The following is a 13,239-nucleotide window of genomic DNA, read 5'->3' as shown; positions in this document are numbered from 1 at the left end:
CCCTCTGCAAACCAACCATGACCCCCGCGGGGGGCCAACGGCCGGGGGGCGCGGAAGCGTCAATCCTGCTTGCCGAGGAATGACGGCCCTTCGCCGATGATCTTCTTGTCTTCCTTGCCGATGATTTCGAGATCGCGCCCCTCATAGGGCAGAGACGACAGGATGCGCCGCATGATCGCCAGCCGCGCGCGCCGCTTGTCATTGGCCCGTACGATGATCCACGGCGCGAATTCCTTGTGGGTGCGCTCGAACATTGTGTCGCGCACCTTGGTGTAGTCGTCCCACTTGGTGATGCCTGCAACGTCGATGGGGGAAAACTTCCAGCTCTTCAGCGGGCTGTAGCGGCGGTCGTGGAAGCGCTCGAGCTGCGTTTCCCGGCCGATGTTCAGCCAGAATTTGAAAAAGTGGATGCCCTCGTTGGAGATCATCCGTTCGAAATGCGGCGTCTCGTCGAGAAACTGCTCGTGCTGCTGCGGGGTGCAGAAACCCATCACCGGCTCGACACCGGCGCGGTTGTACCAGGACCGGTCGAAAGTGACGAATTCGCCTGAAGTCGGGAAGTGGTCGACATAGCGCTGGTAGTACCATTGACCAAGCTCGGTCGGGGTCGGCTTGGTCAGCGCCACGTTGCGTGCCGTGCGCGGATTGAGGTACTGGCGCACCACGAAGATCGTGCCGCCCTTGCCGGCAGCGTCGCGGCCCTCGAACAGCGCCATCACCCGTTTGCCGGTCGACTGCAGCCAGGCCTGCGCCTTGACCAGCTCGATCTGCAGCTTCTCGAGCATCTCGTCATACTCGTCGCTTTTCATCTTCTTGTCGTAGGGATAGCCGCCGGCGGTCAGCTTGTTGTCCTCGACCCAGTCGGGAAGCACGGGATTATCGATGTCGAACTCCCTCTCCTTGCCGCCGATCCTGATCTTCAGCGGCCCCGAAGTTGGCGCGGCGGGACTTTCCTTGGCTTTTTTCATCGAGACGAACCCTTTCCAGCTTCCGGACTCATGCTATGGGGAGCCACTACAGCGCCGCGCGTCCGTTTGGATGCGCAAAGGACGCTGTAGCACTTTTAATTTGCGCATGATCCTTTCCGAAAATCGATTCCCGATTTTCGGGGTCATGCGGCAAGCGATCTGGTGGAAGTTTTCTGCCACCGTGCGACCGGGTGCGAAGACATTGGGGGGCAGGTCACGAGCGAATGGCTGACCTGGACACAGAGCAGAGAGGCATCACGCAAAGCATGGCCGCACGGCTGTGGCATAGCCGCTGGCTGCTTGCGGCCGGCGTCACCGCGGTCGTCGCCGTCTATGCCTTGGCCGGGATTTCAGCCTATGTCGTCCCCGCGGCGCTGCTGTTGCTGCTTGCAGCGGCAATACTGCCGACCGCCGGCGCGCGCCAATCCACCGGCAGCGGCGCTGCCATCGAGGCCATCGGCCTGCAGCGGCTCTCGGGTGAATATCTGGCCGCCGCCGTCGCCGATCCGCTGATCATCTTCGACCGGACCGCCACCATCGTGCATGCCAACGCCGCCGCCTTCGCCGCCTTCGGTGGCATCGCGCCAGGCATGTCGCTGTCGCTGAAATTCCGGGCACCGGAGATGCAGACCCTGCTGGACGGCGTGCTATCCGGCGATGTTGCCTCGGATGTCGTCGACTACATGGAGAAGCTGCCGGTCGAACGGGCCTACCGGGTGAGCGTGTCCTCGGTCGGTCACGCCACCGATCTCTATGTGCTGGTGTTCAAGGACCAGAGCGAAGCACGCAGGATCGACCGCATGCGCGCCGACTTCATCGCCAATGCCAGCCATGAACTGCGCACGCCGCTCGCCTCAATCGCCGGCTTTATCGAAACGCTGCGCGGGCCAGCCCGCAACGACGCGGCGGCGCGCGACCAGTTTCTGCAGATCATGCAGAGCCAGACCGGTCGCATGGCGCGTCTGATCGACGATTTGTTGTCGCTGTCGCGGCTCGAGATGAAACCCTATCTGAAGCCGGGAACCGAGGTGGACCTGCGGCAGACAGTCGACAGCGTCATCGATTCGCTCGGACCGCTGGCCAGCGAAAACGCCGTTGCCATCGAGCGGCACTACGCCGATGGGCCGCTTCATGTGCCTGGCGATCGAGATGAGCTTTTCCAGGTTTTCGAGAACCTCCTGGAAAACGCCTGCAAATACGGGCAGTCTGGTGGGCGCGTGGTTGTATCCATAGCGCATGGCGATGCCGGATCAGAGCCGGGCATCGACGTGACGATCAGGGACTTTGGCCCCGGCATTCCCGAGGAGCACATTCCGCGCATTACCGAGCGCTTCTACCGCGTCGACGTCGAGACCAGCCGGACCCAGAAAGGCACCGGCCTCGGCCTGTCGATCGTCAAGCATATACTGACGCGCCACAACGCCCGGCTTTCGATCAAGTCCGAAGTCGGCAACGGCGCGGCATTCTCGGTTCATTTGCCGACGCACTGATATCGCCCTAATTCAAGGGGACTGTTTCTTTTTTCTGTCATCCGGCTAGCGTATCAGCGGGGATTCGAGGAAACGACTCAAAATCAAAACATCCCGTGGGAAGGCATTTTGCCATGCAGTCCGTGCACATCGTCAGCGCCTATGACGAGGAGTTGAAATATCTGTCGAAGCGCATCGCCGCGATGGGCGGCCATGCCGAGCGCATGGTCGAACAGGCGGTCGCCGCTCTCGTCAATGCCGACCCAGGCCTTGCCCAGAAGGTCGTCCGCGACGATACCGTACTGGACGAGGGCCAGCGCGAAATCGACGACAAGGCGATCATCATCATTGCCAAGCGTCAGCCGATGGCGGGGGATTTGCGCGAGATCGTCGGGACCATTCGCATCTCCGCCGACCTCGAACGGGTTGGCGATCTCGCCAAGAACGTTGCCAAGCGGGTGGTCGCCGTCACCGACGGACGCCAGCCAACCAGCCTGTTCCGCGGCCTCGAGGCTCTGTCCAACCTGGCGTTGACCCAGCTCAAGGAAGTGCTCGACGTCTACGCGTCTCGCTCGGTGGAGAAAATCGGCTTCGTGCGCGATCGTGACGACCAGATCGACGCCATGTACACATCGCTGTTTCGCGAATTGCTGACCTACATGATGGAAGATCCGCGCAACATCACGCCCTGCACGCATCTGCTGTTTTGCGCCAAGAACATCGAGCGTATCGGTGATCACGCCACCAACATAGCCGAGACCATCTACTACATCGTCACCGGCGATCAGTTGCCGGCTGAGCGGCCCAAGGGCGACAAGACCGACAAAATCAGCCTTTCCGGGACGCAGCCGCTGAAGTGAACGCGCCTCTCGAACCGTAATCCGATTTACGCTAAGCTTTCCGGGCTTTGCCTCTATCCTCGTCCGTGGATTTGCTCCGGGAGGTCGTGATGGAAAATGTTCGGAACCTGACCCCGGCGCCTGGGCCGACATCCGGCATTATCGCTTGCGGCGTCTACACGGCCGGGCGCCGCATCGCCGACATTCCCATCGAGGAAGCCGGCGAATGGGCAAAGAAATCCGGTCATGTCGTCTGGATCGGCCTATTGGAGCCCGACCGTAACCTGTTGCTGCGCGTCCAGGCGCAATTTCACCTGCATGAGCTGGCAATCGAGGATGCCGAGCACCCGCACCAGCGGCCGAAGATCGAGCAATATGGCGACGCCTTGTTCATCGTCGCTCGCACCGCGCAGCTGATCGACGGTCGGGTCACCTTCGGCGAGACCCATTTGTTTGTTGGCTCAGGCTACATCGTCAGCGTCAGGCACGGTCCTTCGACGTCCTATGCCGCCGTTCGGCAGCACTGGGAAAGCTGCCCGCACTCGCTGGCCAAGGGTGAGGATTTCGTCCTTTACGCCATTCTCGATTTCATCGTCGACAATTACATGCCGGTGCTCGAGCAGATCGAGGACGAGGTCGAGGCGATCGAGGACAAGGTTCTGCTGAAGCCGATGACCGCTCCCGACATCGAACGGCTCTATATGCTGCGCCGCGATCTCCTACGCCTGCGCAATGCCGCGCTTCCGCTGGTCGAAGTCTGCCGACGGCTGACCAGCGCCGAGCTGCCGCAGATACACACCGCCATGCATCCGCTGTTCCGCGACGTCACCGATCACATCCGCACCGTCCAGGAGAAGATCGACAGTCTGCGCGAGGTGCTGGCGTTCGCTTTCGAGGCGAGCTTGCTGGTCGGCCAGAGTCAGGAAACCGCGAACACCAAGAAGCTCGCCTCCTGGGCCGCAATCCTGGCGGTGCCGACGGCGCTCGCCGGCATCTACGGCATGAACTTCAGCGACATGCCGGAACTGAAGATGGAATACGGCTATCCGGTGGTGCTGGGCGCTATCGTGCTGATCTGCACGTTTCTCTACTGGCGGTTCAGGAAGAACGGGTGGCTGTGAGGGTAGGCAGTAGGCAGTAGGCAGTAGGCAGTAGGCAGTAGGCAGTAGGCAGTAGGCCGTAGGCAGTAGGCAGTAGGGCAAGAAATTCAGAGCATATTGCCCCTACTGCCTACTGCCTACTGCCCAATCCCTAACTATCGGCTCCGCCGCCGCTCCGATGCCGGCTGGAATGCCACGCGGGCGTGGTACTTGCAGTACGGACCGGTTTCGGCGGCATCGTTGCCGCAGAAATGGAAGTCCTCTGAAAGCGGATCGCCGTTCGGCCATTTGCAGGTCCGCTCGGTCAGCTCGACCAGCTGCAGATGCCGCGAGATCGGCAGCACGACATTCTCAACCGGACGGATATAATGGCGCGCCACCGGTTCGGCGTCGAACTGTGTCTGCAAGGCCGTCGCGCCGATCGATGTCGTGACATGGCGTGCCGTGGTTGCAGCGCGTGATACCGATTTCTGGACGGTCGATCCTTGTGCCGCCTTTTTCTGGCGTGCCGGCGTGGCGGTCGAGCGACCGCGGCCCGAGAGTTTCAGCCGATGCACCTTCCCGATGACCGCATTGCGGCTGACCCCTCCAAGCTGCGCAGCAATCTGGCTTGCGCTCAGACCCTCCGACCACAGTTTTCTCAAGAGTTCTACCCGCTCGTCAGTCCAGTTCATGAGACCGCGCTCCTCTAAGCGTGCGGCAATCGGAATCCTTCTCCCGACCCGGCAACATTTGCCGGGGCAGACACCACATATATCTGGTGATTAGGTCCGCCGCACGAAATCTAGTTATTTCTCGACTACAACTACTCTATGCGCTGACTCGGTGACAAGAGTCCCAAGTGCAACACGAATCGGTTTTTTCGGTTTTCCCCAACTTGCCCGGTCGCTTATGAGCCGGCGTCCCGTCAGGGGGCTTGCCGCGCGCCACTACGCGACGTTTTCGTTGACTTCATGGCCGAAAAACGGGATAAGCCGCACAGGCCGCCGCTTTGGCGGCTTTTTTGATTTTCCGGTACCGGAGACGCATATAATGAGCGGTTCGGCGCTTTACGAGACCTTTGCTCGCGCACCCCTGGCCTTCGACCACGGGGAAGGCACATGGCTGATTACCGACAAGGGCGAGCGATATCTCGACTTTGCCGGCGGCATCGCCGTCAATTCGCTGGGCCACAGCCATCCGCATCTGGTCGCCGCACTCACCGAGCAGGCAGCCAAGCTGTGGCATGTCTCCAACCTCTACGAGATCCCCGGGCAGAGCCGGCTTGGCGAGCGGCTGGCCGACGCCACCTTCGCCGACAAGGTGTTCTTCACCAATTCCGGCGCCGAGGCGCTGGAATGCGCGATCAAGACGGCGCGCCGCTGCCAGTTCGTCAACGGACACCCCGAGCGCTTCCGCGTCATCACCTTCGAAGGTGCCTTCCATGGCCGCACGCTGGCGACCATCGCGGCCGGCGGCCAGTACAAATATCTCGAGGGCTTCGGCCCCAAGGTCGAAGGTTTCGATCAGGTCAGTTTCGACGACATCGACGCCGCCGAAAAGGCGATCACGCCGGAGACGGCCGCCATCCTGATCGAGCCGGTGCAGGGCGAGGGCGGTATCCGTCCGGTGCCGACGCAATCGCTGAAGCGGCTCAGGCAATTGTGCGAACAGCACGGCCTGCTGTTGATCTTCGACGAGGTCCAGTGCGGCATCGGCCGCACCGGCAAGCTGTTTGCGCATGAATGGTCAGGTGTAACGCCAGACATCATGGCGATCGCCAAGGGCATTGGCGGCGGCTTCCCGATGGGTGCCTGCCTTGCCACGGATGAAGCGGCCGTCGGCATGACCGCTGGCGTGCATGGCACCACGTTCGGCGGCAACCCGCTGGCCATGGCAGTCGGCAACGCCGTGCTCGACGTCGTGCTGGAAGACGGCTTCCTCGAAGATGTCCAGCGCAAGGCGCTGCTCATGAAGCAGGGGCTGGCGTCGGTCGCCGACGAGTTTCCCGAAATCATCGAGGACATCAGGGGTGCCGGGCTGATGCTCGGCCTCAAATGCGCCATGCCCAACACCAAGGTGAACATGGCCTTGCGCGACCAGCACCTGCTGGCGGTTCCGGCCGGCGACAACGTCATTCGCCTGTTGCCGCCGCTCACCGTCACCGACGCCGAGATCCATGACGCGCTCAACCGCATTCGCGCCGGCGCCAAGGGCCTGGCGGAGGCGATCGCTTCCGCCGCGGCGAAGTAATCCCGGAACCATTGCTGATGTCAGTTCGCCATTTCACCGATCTTTCCGCCGTTTCCGAAGGCGATTTGCGCTTCATGCTGGACGATGCGGTGGTGCGAAAGGCGCGCCTCAAGGCCGGCGAGCGCACCAAACCGCTCGAAGGCAAGGTGCTGGCGATGATCTTCGACAAGCCGTCGACGCGCACACGCGTCTCCTTCGACGTCGGCATGCGGCAGCTCGGCGGCGAGACCATCATGCTGACCGGCACCGAGATGCAGCTCGGCCGTTCCGAGACCATCGCCGACACCGCCAAGGTGCTGTCGCGCTATGTCGATGCGATCATGATCCGCACCACCTCGCATGAGCGACTGCTGGAGCTGACCGAGAACGCCACCGTGCCAGTGATCAACGGACTGACCGACGACACCCATCCCTGCCAGCTGATGGCCGATATCATGACCTTCGAGGAGCATCGCGGTCCGGTCGCGGGCAAGACCATCGCCTGGACCGGCGACGGCAACAATGTGCTGCATTCCTTGCTCGAGGCCTCGGCCCGGTTCCGCTTCAACCTCAACGTCGCCGTTCCCGAAGGCAGCGAGCCGGCGCGGAAGCATATCGACTGGTCGCAGGCGCATGGCGGCAAGCTGCACTTCACCCGCTCGCCCGAGGAAGCCGTCGACCAGGCCGACTGCATCGTCACCGATTGCTGGGTGTCGATGGGCCAGGAGCATCGCGCCCGCGGCCACAATGTGTTCTCGCCCTACCAGGTCAATGCCAAGCTGATGGCCAGGGCCAAGCCGGACGCGCTGTTCATGCACTGCCTGCCGGCGCATCGCGGCGAGGAAGTGACAGACGAGGTCATCGACGGACCGCATTCGGTGGTCTTCGACGAGGCCGAGAACCGGCTCCATGCCCAGAAGGCCGTGCTGGCCTGGTGCCTCGGCGCTTGATCTCCGGAGGTGTGATGCCTATCTGCGGGCCATCACGCAAAAACAGCGCGTTTCGACGCATGCGCCCCGGAGGGCGGCATGGCCGCGCCCCGGAGCTTTGTCATGTTGGAAACCTATCAAGTGACTGAACATCACCCCAAACTCGGCGAATTCGGCTATGCCGGCGACGATCACGTCGTGCCGTTCGAGGTCGGCCCTCTCGATGTGCGAGGCCGCACGGTCCAACTCGGGCCGATGCTGGACGCCATCCTCAGCCGCCACGATTATCCCGAGCCGGTCGCCCGCCTGCTGGCGGAGGCCTGTGTGCTGACCGTGCTGCTCGGCACTTCGCTGAAGTTCGAGGGCAAATTCATCCTGCAGACCCGCACCGACGGGCCTGTCGACATGCTGGTCGCGGATTTTTCCACGCCCTCGGCATTGCGCGCCTATGCGCGTTTCGATGCCGACCGGCTGGAAGCGCTGGTCGCGGCCGGCGAAACCTCCCAGCAGACGCTGCTCGGCAGCGGCGTGCTGGCGCTGACCATCGACCAGGGCGCTCACACGCAGCGCTATCAGGGCATCGTCCAGCTCGACGGCGAGACGCTGGAGGATGCTGCGCGCACCTATTTTCGTCAGTCGGAGCAGATCCCGACGGATCTCAGGCTGTCGGTGGCCAAGCTTTTGACGCCCGGTCCCGGCGGCGCCCGCGAGCAGTGGCGCGCCGGTGGTATCCTGGCGCAGTTCCTGCCGCAGTCGCCCGAGCGCATGCGCGTCCCGGACCTGCCGGGTGGCGATGGCGATCCGCGCGAGGAGATCCACGATCCGGCCGACAATTCCTGGCAGGAGTTGCTGGCGCTGCTCGGTACGATCGAGCCGACCGAACTGATCGACCCGACGATCGGCGCCGAGCGGCTGCTCTACAGGCTGTTCCACGAGCATGGCGTGCGCGTCTTCGGCGGCGTTCCGGTCGCCGACCAGTGCTCGTGCTCCAAGGACAAGATCCGCGGCATCCTCGAGGGTTTTTCCGCGCAGGAGATCAAGGACAGTACAGAGGACGGCGGCATCCACGTCGCCTGCGAATTCTGCTCGAAGCAATATGACTTCGATCCGGCGGAATTTGCGGCCCAGTAGAGAAAAAACCACGCCTCACCGGCCGCGGAGCGGCCGGTGAGGCGAAATCAATTCACCGTCCGCCGCGTCCCTGGCAGGTCCAGCGAAAACGCCGGAATGGCGATGTCGAACGTCTCGCCCCGCTTGTTGCGCATCGTGTAGTGCCCGACCATGATGCCGGATGGTGTCGAGAGCGGGCAACCGGACGTGTACTGGTAGCTGTCGCCGGGATTGAGTTCGGGCTGGTCGCCGACCACGCCGGGGCCACGCACTTCCTCGACCCGGCCGGTGCCGTCGGTGATGTGCCAATAGCGCGACAGAAGCTGCACGAAATCGTCCGACTGATTGTCGATCGTTATCTGATAGCCCCAGACATAGCGGTTCTCCGAGGGATCCGAACGGTCCTCCAGATAGAACGGCCTGACCTGCACTTCGATGTTGCGCGTGACGGCGCTATACATAAGCGGCTCCAAAACAATCTAGAGCATGATCCTGAAAAGTGGGAACCGGTTTTCAGAAAAGATCATGCTCAAAGAAACAGAGATAGAGCCCCATCCCGGTTCAATCGGGATGGAACAGGCTCTAGGTCGAACTTTCGGCGCTCCACGCGGGCTGGTCAACGGTGCGCGTCCTGTCATTGCGGACGGAACCGCAGGTGGCGGCAAAGAATGTCATTTAAGTGACACATGACAATGATGGTGTGCGCCGACCAGTGCCGCGCGACTCGGGCGCTCTGTCGAATTGTTGAATCGGTCGTCATGCCAGCCAGATTGTTCTGGCGGACCGGTTTTCCTGGAGTGACCGGATCTCGATGGAACTCACTCTCATAGCCGCCACGCTTTCAACTGCCCTCATTCTCTCAAATCTCGCCAGCATCGTGCTCGCCGCTTCGCGTCTGAAACGGCGCCGCGCCATTGCCGCGCCGGCCGGCAAGCCACGGCCGGTGTCGATCGTCGTGCCGTCGCGCGGCGTCGAGCCGTTCACGCAGGAGACGCTGGAGCGCGCCTTCTCGCTCGACTGGCCGCGCTACGAGTTGATTTTCTGCGTCGCCCATGCCGACGATCCGGTGGTCAAATTGATAAACAGGACGATCGTCCGGTTTTCGAAAGTGCCGGCCCGGCTGCTTGTCGGCGACGACCGCATCAGCGCCAATCCGAAACTCAACAATTGCGTCAAGGGCTGGGAGGCGGCGCGGCACGACTGGGTCGTCCTGGCCGATTCCAACGTGCTGATGCCGAGGGACTACGTCCAGCATCTGATGGCTGCCTGGCGGCCCGGCACCGGCCTTGTCTGCTCGACGCCGATTGGCTCGCGGCCGGCCGGCTTCTGGGCCGAGGTCGAATGCGCTTTCCTCAACACGCTGCAGGCGCGCTGGCAATACGCCGGCGATGCGCTCGGCCTTGGCTTTGCCCAGGGCAAGAGCATGCTCTGGAACAAGCCGATGCTCGACGCCAATGGCGGCATCCGCGCGCTGGCCGCCGAGATCGCGGAGGATGCCGCCGCGACCAAGCTGGTGAACGGTCTCGGCCTGCGCGTCAATCTCGTCGCCGCCCCCTTCGAGCAGCCGCTTGGCCGGCGCTCTTTTGACGAGATCTGGTCGCGTCAGGCCCGTTGGGCGCGCCTGCGCCGCGTCACTTTCCCGCTGTTCTTCGCACCCGAAATCCTGACCGGCGCCGTGGTGCCGCTGGTGCTTGCGCTGATTGCCGCGGCCAGTGCCGGCTTCAGCCTCTGGGCAACCGCCCTTGCAGTGCTGGTAGCCTTCTACCTTCCCGAGTGCGCGCTGGCCTGGTCCAAGGGCTGGTACCTGTCGCCACGCATGGTGGCCGCGATCATGATGCGCGACCTGATCCTGCCAGCGCTGTGGGCGCGCGGCTGGCTTGGCGGCGCCGTCGACTGGCGCGGCAACGCGATGACCATCGGCACCAAGACGGCCGAACTGGAGGAGACGCCGTCCGGCGCCTGAAGGTCCTACCTGGCCTTCAGCGCCTGCGCGATGTCCTCAAGCAGATCGTCGGTGTCTTCCAGCCCGACCGACAGCCGGAGCGTGCCCGGCCCGATGCCGAGCTCGGCGCGCGCCTCGTCGCTCAGATTCTTGTGCGTCGTCGTCGCCGGGTGGGTGATCAGGCTCTTGGCATCGCCGAGATTGTTGGAGATCAAGACGATGTCGAGCGCGTTCTGCAAGGCGAAGGCCGCCTGCTTGCCGCCCTTGACGTCCAGGCAGATCAGCGTCGAGCCGCCCGACATCTGCTTCTTGACGATATCGGCCTGCGGGTGGTCGGCGCGGCCGGGATAGATGACGCGGGCGATTTCCGGCCGTTCGGCCAGGAAATCCGCGATCCTGCCCGCGCTTTCCGTCTGCTGGCGCACGCGCAGCGGCAGTGTTTCCAGGCCTTTCAGCAGCGTCCAGGCGTTGAAGGGCGACAGGCTTGGGCCGGTATGGCGGAAATAATCGTGCAGGTTCTCGTCGATCCACTTCTTGTCCGACAGGATCACGCCGCCGAGACAGCGCCCCTGGCCGTCTATGTGCTTGGTCGCCGAATAGACGACGATATGGGCGCCGAGCTGCAAGGGCTTCTGCTGCAGGGGCGTGGCGAAGACATTGTCGACGATCAGCCTTGCGCCGATCGAATTGGCAAGCGAAGCGACAGCGGCGATATCGACCACTTCCAGCGTCGGATTGGTCGGGCTTTCCAGGAAGAACAGCTTGGTGTTCGGCTTGACCGCCTTTTCCCAATTGGCGATATCCGTGCCGTCGACCAGCGTCGCCTCGATGCCGTATCTCGGCGCCAGCGTCTCGACCACCCAGCGGCAGGATCCGAACAGCGCACGCGCCGCCACGATGTGGTCGCCGGCCTTGGCGCTGCACAGAAGGGCGGCCGTCACCGCGGCCATGCCGGAGGCGGTGGCGCGGGCATCTTCGGCGCCTTCGAGGGCGCACATGCGCTTCTCGAACATGTCGACGGTCGGATTGGCGTAGCGCGAATAGATGAAGCCTGGCTCCTCGCCCTTGAAACGGGCTTCGGCGGCCTGTGCCGTTTCGTAGACATAGCCCTGGGTCAGGTAAATCGCTTCCGACGTTTCGCCGAAACCGGAACGCAGCGTTCCGCTGTGCACGAGTGCCGTCTGAGGCTTCCAGTTGTGCTTCTTGGTGCTCATCGCTTTTCTTCCAGACACAAAAAAACCGGCCGCGAAAGTCGCAACCGGTCCATACGGCCTTGCGGCCCGACGGTCCTTTAGCGACTTGTTTAACGTGGCTGCAAGCCGACCGGCCAAATCACCACGGGATAACGACCCTTTAGACCCGCGCCACGCTTGCGTCAATTGCCGGCTTCATTAAGAGGTTTGTACCAAGCAGGTTCCGCAAAAGTGTTCCACGGTTTTGCGACCAGAACCTGCGACAAGAAAAACGTCTGACCTAGGAGTGGAGCCTTGCGGCAGACAGGCATTCTTCCCGATCAGGACATATCGGCGCTGTTCCAGTCCGGCGCGCTGAAGTCGGCGCGTGCGCTCGACGCCGACCAGATCCAGCCGGCCAGTCTCGATCTCAGGCTCGGCGACAAGGCCTGGCGGGTGCGGGCCTCCTTCCTGCCCGGCCCCAACCACAAGGTCTCGGAAAAGCTCGACCGGCTGCAGCTGCACGAGATCAATCTTGCCGAGGGCGCGGTGCTGGAGACCGGCTGCGTCTATATCGTGCCCTTGCTTGAAAGCCTGGCGCTGCCGGCGGGCATTTCGGCCTCGGCCAATCCGAAGAGCTCGACCGGGCGGCTCGACATCTTTACCCGGGTCATGACCGATCGCGGCCACGAGTTCGACAAGATCGCTGCCGGCTATCACGGCCCGCTCTTTCTGGAAGTCAGCCCGCGCACCTTCCCGATCGTCGTGCGCACCGGCTCGCGCCTGTCGCAGATACGCTTCCGCACCGGCAATGCGCTGCTCTCGGAAGCCGAGCTGCACGAGCTGCATCGCGCGCAGACGCTGGTCGCCACCGAGCCGCCGAACATTTCCGGCGGCGGCATCGCGCTGTCGATCGACCTCAACGGCGATCAGAACGGTCTGGTCGGCTACCGCGGCAAGCATCACACCGGCCTCGTCGATGTCGACAAGCGCGGGGCCCAGGAAGTCGTCGACTTCTGGGAGCCGATCCACAAGAGCGGCGCCGGCGAACTGGTGCTCGATCCCGACGAGTTCTACATCCTCGTCAGCCAGGAGGCGGTGCACGTACCGCCGCTCTACGCCGCCGAGATGACGCCCTTCGATCCGCTGGTCGGAGAGTTCCGCGTCCACTATGCCGGCTTCTTCGATCCGGGCTTTGGCCATTCCGCGTCCGGTGGTACCGGCAGCCGGGCGGTGCTGGAAGTGCGCAGCCACGAAGTGCCGTTCATTCTCGACCATGGCCAGATCGTCGGCCGGCTGGTCTACGAGCACATGCTGAAGCGGCCGCAGGCGCTCTACGGCACCGATCTCGGCTCCAACTATCAGGCGCAGGGCCTGAAGCTGTCCAAGCATTTCCGCGCCGCGCGCTGAGCGCCGCCGTCAGGCAAAATACTTGCCTGTACCGGCTCGCCATGCTTGGCTGCCTTGTTGGTAGTCAAGATGCCGGCGTTCAAGGGGAA

Annotated in this window: 12 protein-coding genes and 1 riboswitch; of the genes, 8 read left to right on the top strand and 4 right to left on the bottom strand. The window is 63.1% G+C overall.

Annotated features, from left to right (window positions below; genetic code table 11):
• Positions 1 to 59: 59 nt before the first annotated feature.
• Complete coding sequence (gene ppk2 / locus NKJ37_RS18645; protein ID WP_023811346.1) at positions 60 to 968, bottom strand: polyphosphate kinase 2; 909 nt, start codon at positions 966 to 968, stop codon at positions 60 to 62.
• A gap of 224 nt (positions 969 to 1,192) precedes the next feature.
• On the opposite strand from ppk2, the gene NKJ37_RS18640 reads away from it, so the two are divergent.
• The 3 genes from NKJ37_RS18640 to NKJ37_RS18630 all read left to right on the top strand — a co-directional run bounded on the left by NKJ37_RS18640 (position 1,193) and on the right by NKJ37_RS18630 (position 4,397).
• Positions 1,193 to 2,458, top strand: coding sequence for an ATP-binding protein (locus NKJ37_RS18640; protein ID WP_023811345.1), 1,266 nt, complete (start codon positions 1,193 to 1,195; stop codon positions 2,456 to 2,458).
• Between the two features lie 113 nt (positions 2,459 to 2,571).
• Positions 2,572 to 3,297, top strand: a complete 726-nt coding sequence (gene phoU / locus NKJ37_RS18635; protein WP_023811344.1) for a phosphate signaling complex protein PhoU — start codon at positions 2,572 to 2,574, stop codon at positions 3,295 to 3,297.
• 89 nt (positions 3,298 to 3,386) lie between these two features.
• Entirely contained in the window at positions 3,387 to 4,397 is a 1,011-nt protein-coding gene (locus NKJ37_RS18630; RefSeq protein ID WP_023811343.1) for a magnesium and cobalt transport protein CorA, read from the top strand.
• A gap of 134 nt (positions 4,398 to 4,531) precedes the next feature.
• Here NKJ37_RS18630 and NKJ37_RS18625 read toward each other — a convergent pair whose 3' ends face one another.
• Positions 4,532 to 5,050, bottom strand: coding sequence for a GcrA family cell cycle regulator (locus NKJ37_RS18625; RefSeq protein WP_023811342.1), 519 nt, complete (start codon positions 5,048 to 5,050; stop codon positions 4,532 to 4,534).
• Between the two features lie 358 nt (positions 5,051 to 5,408).
• Between NKJ37_RS18625 and NKJ37_RS18620 the strand changes: the two genes are divergently transcribed.
• From NKJ37_RS18620 to NKJ37_RS18610, 3 genes are all read left to right on the top strand, one after another.
• Positions 5,409 to 6,608 (top strand): aspartate aminotransferase family protein, encoded by a 1,200-nt coding sequence (locus NKJ37_RS18620; protein ID WP_023811341.1) that lies wholly within the window; start codon positions 5,409 to 5,411, stop codon positions 6,606 to 6,608.
• 17 nt (positions 6,609 to 6,625) lie between these two features.
• Complete coding sequence (gene argF / locus NKJ37_RS18615) at positions 6,626 to 7,537, top strand: ornithine carbamoyltransferase (RefSeq protein ID WP_352774622.1); 912 nt, start codon at positions 6,626 to 6,628, stop codon at positions 7,535 to 7,537.
• Between the two features lie 78 nt (positions 7,538 to 7,615).
• Positions 7,616 to 8,647, top strand: coding sequence for an Hsp33 family molecular chaperone (locus tag NKJ37_RS18610; RefSeq protein WP_352774621.1), 1,032 nt, complete (start codon positions 7,616 to 7,618; stop codon positions 8,645 to 8,647).
• Positions 8,648 to 8,694: 47 nt separating this feature from the next.
• On the opposite strand, the gene apaG is transcribed toward NKJ37_RS18610, so the two are convergent.
• Entirely contained in the window at positions 8,695 to 9,087 is a 393-nt protein-coding gene (apaG, locus tag NKJ37_RS18605; protein WP_013533640.1) for a Co2+/Mg2+ efflux facilitator ApaG/CorD, read from the bottom strand.
• Positions 9,088 to 9,437: 350 nt separating this feature from the next.
• Here apaG and NKJ37_RS18600 point away from each other — a divergent pair, with 350 nt between their 5' ends.
• Positions 9,438 to 10,589, top strand: coding sequence for a ceramide glucosyltransferase (locus NKJ37_RS18600; protein ID WP_352774619.1), 1,152 nt, complete (start codon positions 9,438 to 9,440; stop codon positions 10,587 to 10,589).
• A gap of 5 nt (positions 10,590 to 10,594) precedes the next feature.
• Here NKJ37_RS18600 and NKJ37_RS18595 read toward each other — a convergent pair whose 3' ends face one another.
• On the bottom strand, positions 10,595 to 11,782 hold the full coding sequence (locus NKJ37_RS18595; protein ID WP_023811337.1) for an O-succinylhomoserine sulfhydrylase: 1,188 nt from the start codon (positions 11,780 to 11,782) through the stop codon (positions 10,595 to 10,597).
• A gap of 57 nt (positions 11,783 to 11,839) precedes the next feature.
• Positions 11,840 to 11,917: riboswitch (SAM riboswitch) on the bottom strand.
• A gap of 138 nt (positions 11,918 to 12,055) precedes the next feature.
• Here NKJ37_RS18595 and NKJ37_RS18590 point away from each other — a divergent pair.
• Positions 12,056 to 13,150 carry a 2'-deoxycytidine 5'-triphosphate deaminase gene (locus tag NKJ37_RS18590; RefSeq protein WP_352774617.1) on the top strand — a complete coding sequence of 365 codons (1,095 nt, stop codon included), beginning with the start codon at positions 12,056 to 12,058 and terminating at the stop codon, positions 13,148 to 13,150.
• Positions 13,151 to 13,239: the final 89 nt, after the last annotated feature.

The organism is Mesorhizobium sp. M0140 (assembly GCF_040322475.1).
Taxonomy (GTDB): Bacteria; Pseudomonadota; Alphaproteobacteria; order Rhizobiales; family Rhizobiaceae; genus Mesorhizobium.
Note: the sequence above shows the minus strand (reverse complement) of the source record. Positions and strands in the feature narration are given on the sequence as shown.

What these genes read in the sequence shown, in the direction of transcription:
- ppk2 (WP_023811346.1), bottom strand. Translation starts at nt 968, where the DNA reads ATGAAAAAAGCCAAGGAAAGTCCCGCCGCGCCAACTTCGGGGCCGCTG.
- NKJ37_RS18640 (WP_023811345.1), top strand. Translation starts at nt 1,193, where the DNA reads ATGGCTGACCTGGACACAGAGCAGAGAGGCATCACGCAAAGCATGGCC.
- phoU (WP_023811344.1), top strand. Translation starts at nt 2,572, where the DNA reads ATGCAGTCCGTGCACATCGTCAGCGCCTATGACGAGGAGTTGAAATAT.
- NKJ37_RS18630 (WP_023811343.1), top strand. Translation starts at nt 3,387, where the DNA reads ATGGAAAATGTTCGGAACCTGACCCCGGCGCCTGGGCCGACATCCGGC.
- NKJ37_RS18625 (WP_023811342.1), bottom strand. Translation starts at nt 5,050, where the DNA reads ATGAACTGGACTGACGAGCGGGTAGAACTCTTGAGAAAACTGTGGTCG.
- NKJ37_RS18620 (WP_023811341.1), top strand. Translation starts at nt 5,409, where the DNA reads ATGAGCGGTTCGGCGCTTTACGAGACCTTTGCTCGCGCACCCCTGGCC.
- argF (WP_352774622.1), top strand. Translation starts at nt 6,626, where the DNA reads ATGTCAGTTCGCCATTTCACCGATCTTTCCGCCGTTTCCGAAGGCGAT.
- NKJ37_RS18610 (WP_352774621.1), top strand. Translation starts at nt 7,616, where the DNA reads ATGGCCGCGCCCCGGAGCTTTGTCATGTTGGAAACCTATCAAGTGACT.
- apaG (WP_013533640.1), bottom strand. Translation starts at nt 9,087, where the DNA reads ATGTATAGCGCCGTCACGCGCAACATCGAAGTGCAGGTCAGGCCGTTC.
- NKJ37_RS18600 (WP_352774619.1), top strand. Translation starts at nt 9,438, where the DNA reads ATGGAACTCACTCTCATAGCCGCCACGCTTTCAACTGCCCTCATTCTC.
- NKJ37_RS18595 (WP_023811337.1), bottom strand. Translation starts at nt 11,782, where the DNA reads ATGAGCACCAAGAAGCACAACTGGAAGCCTCAGACGGCACTCGTGCAC.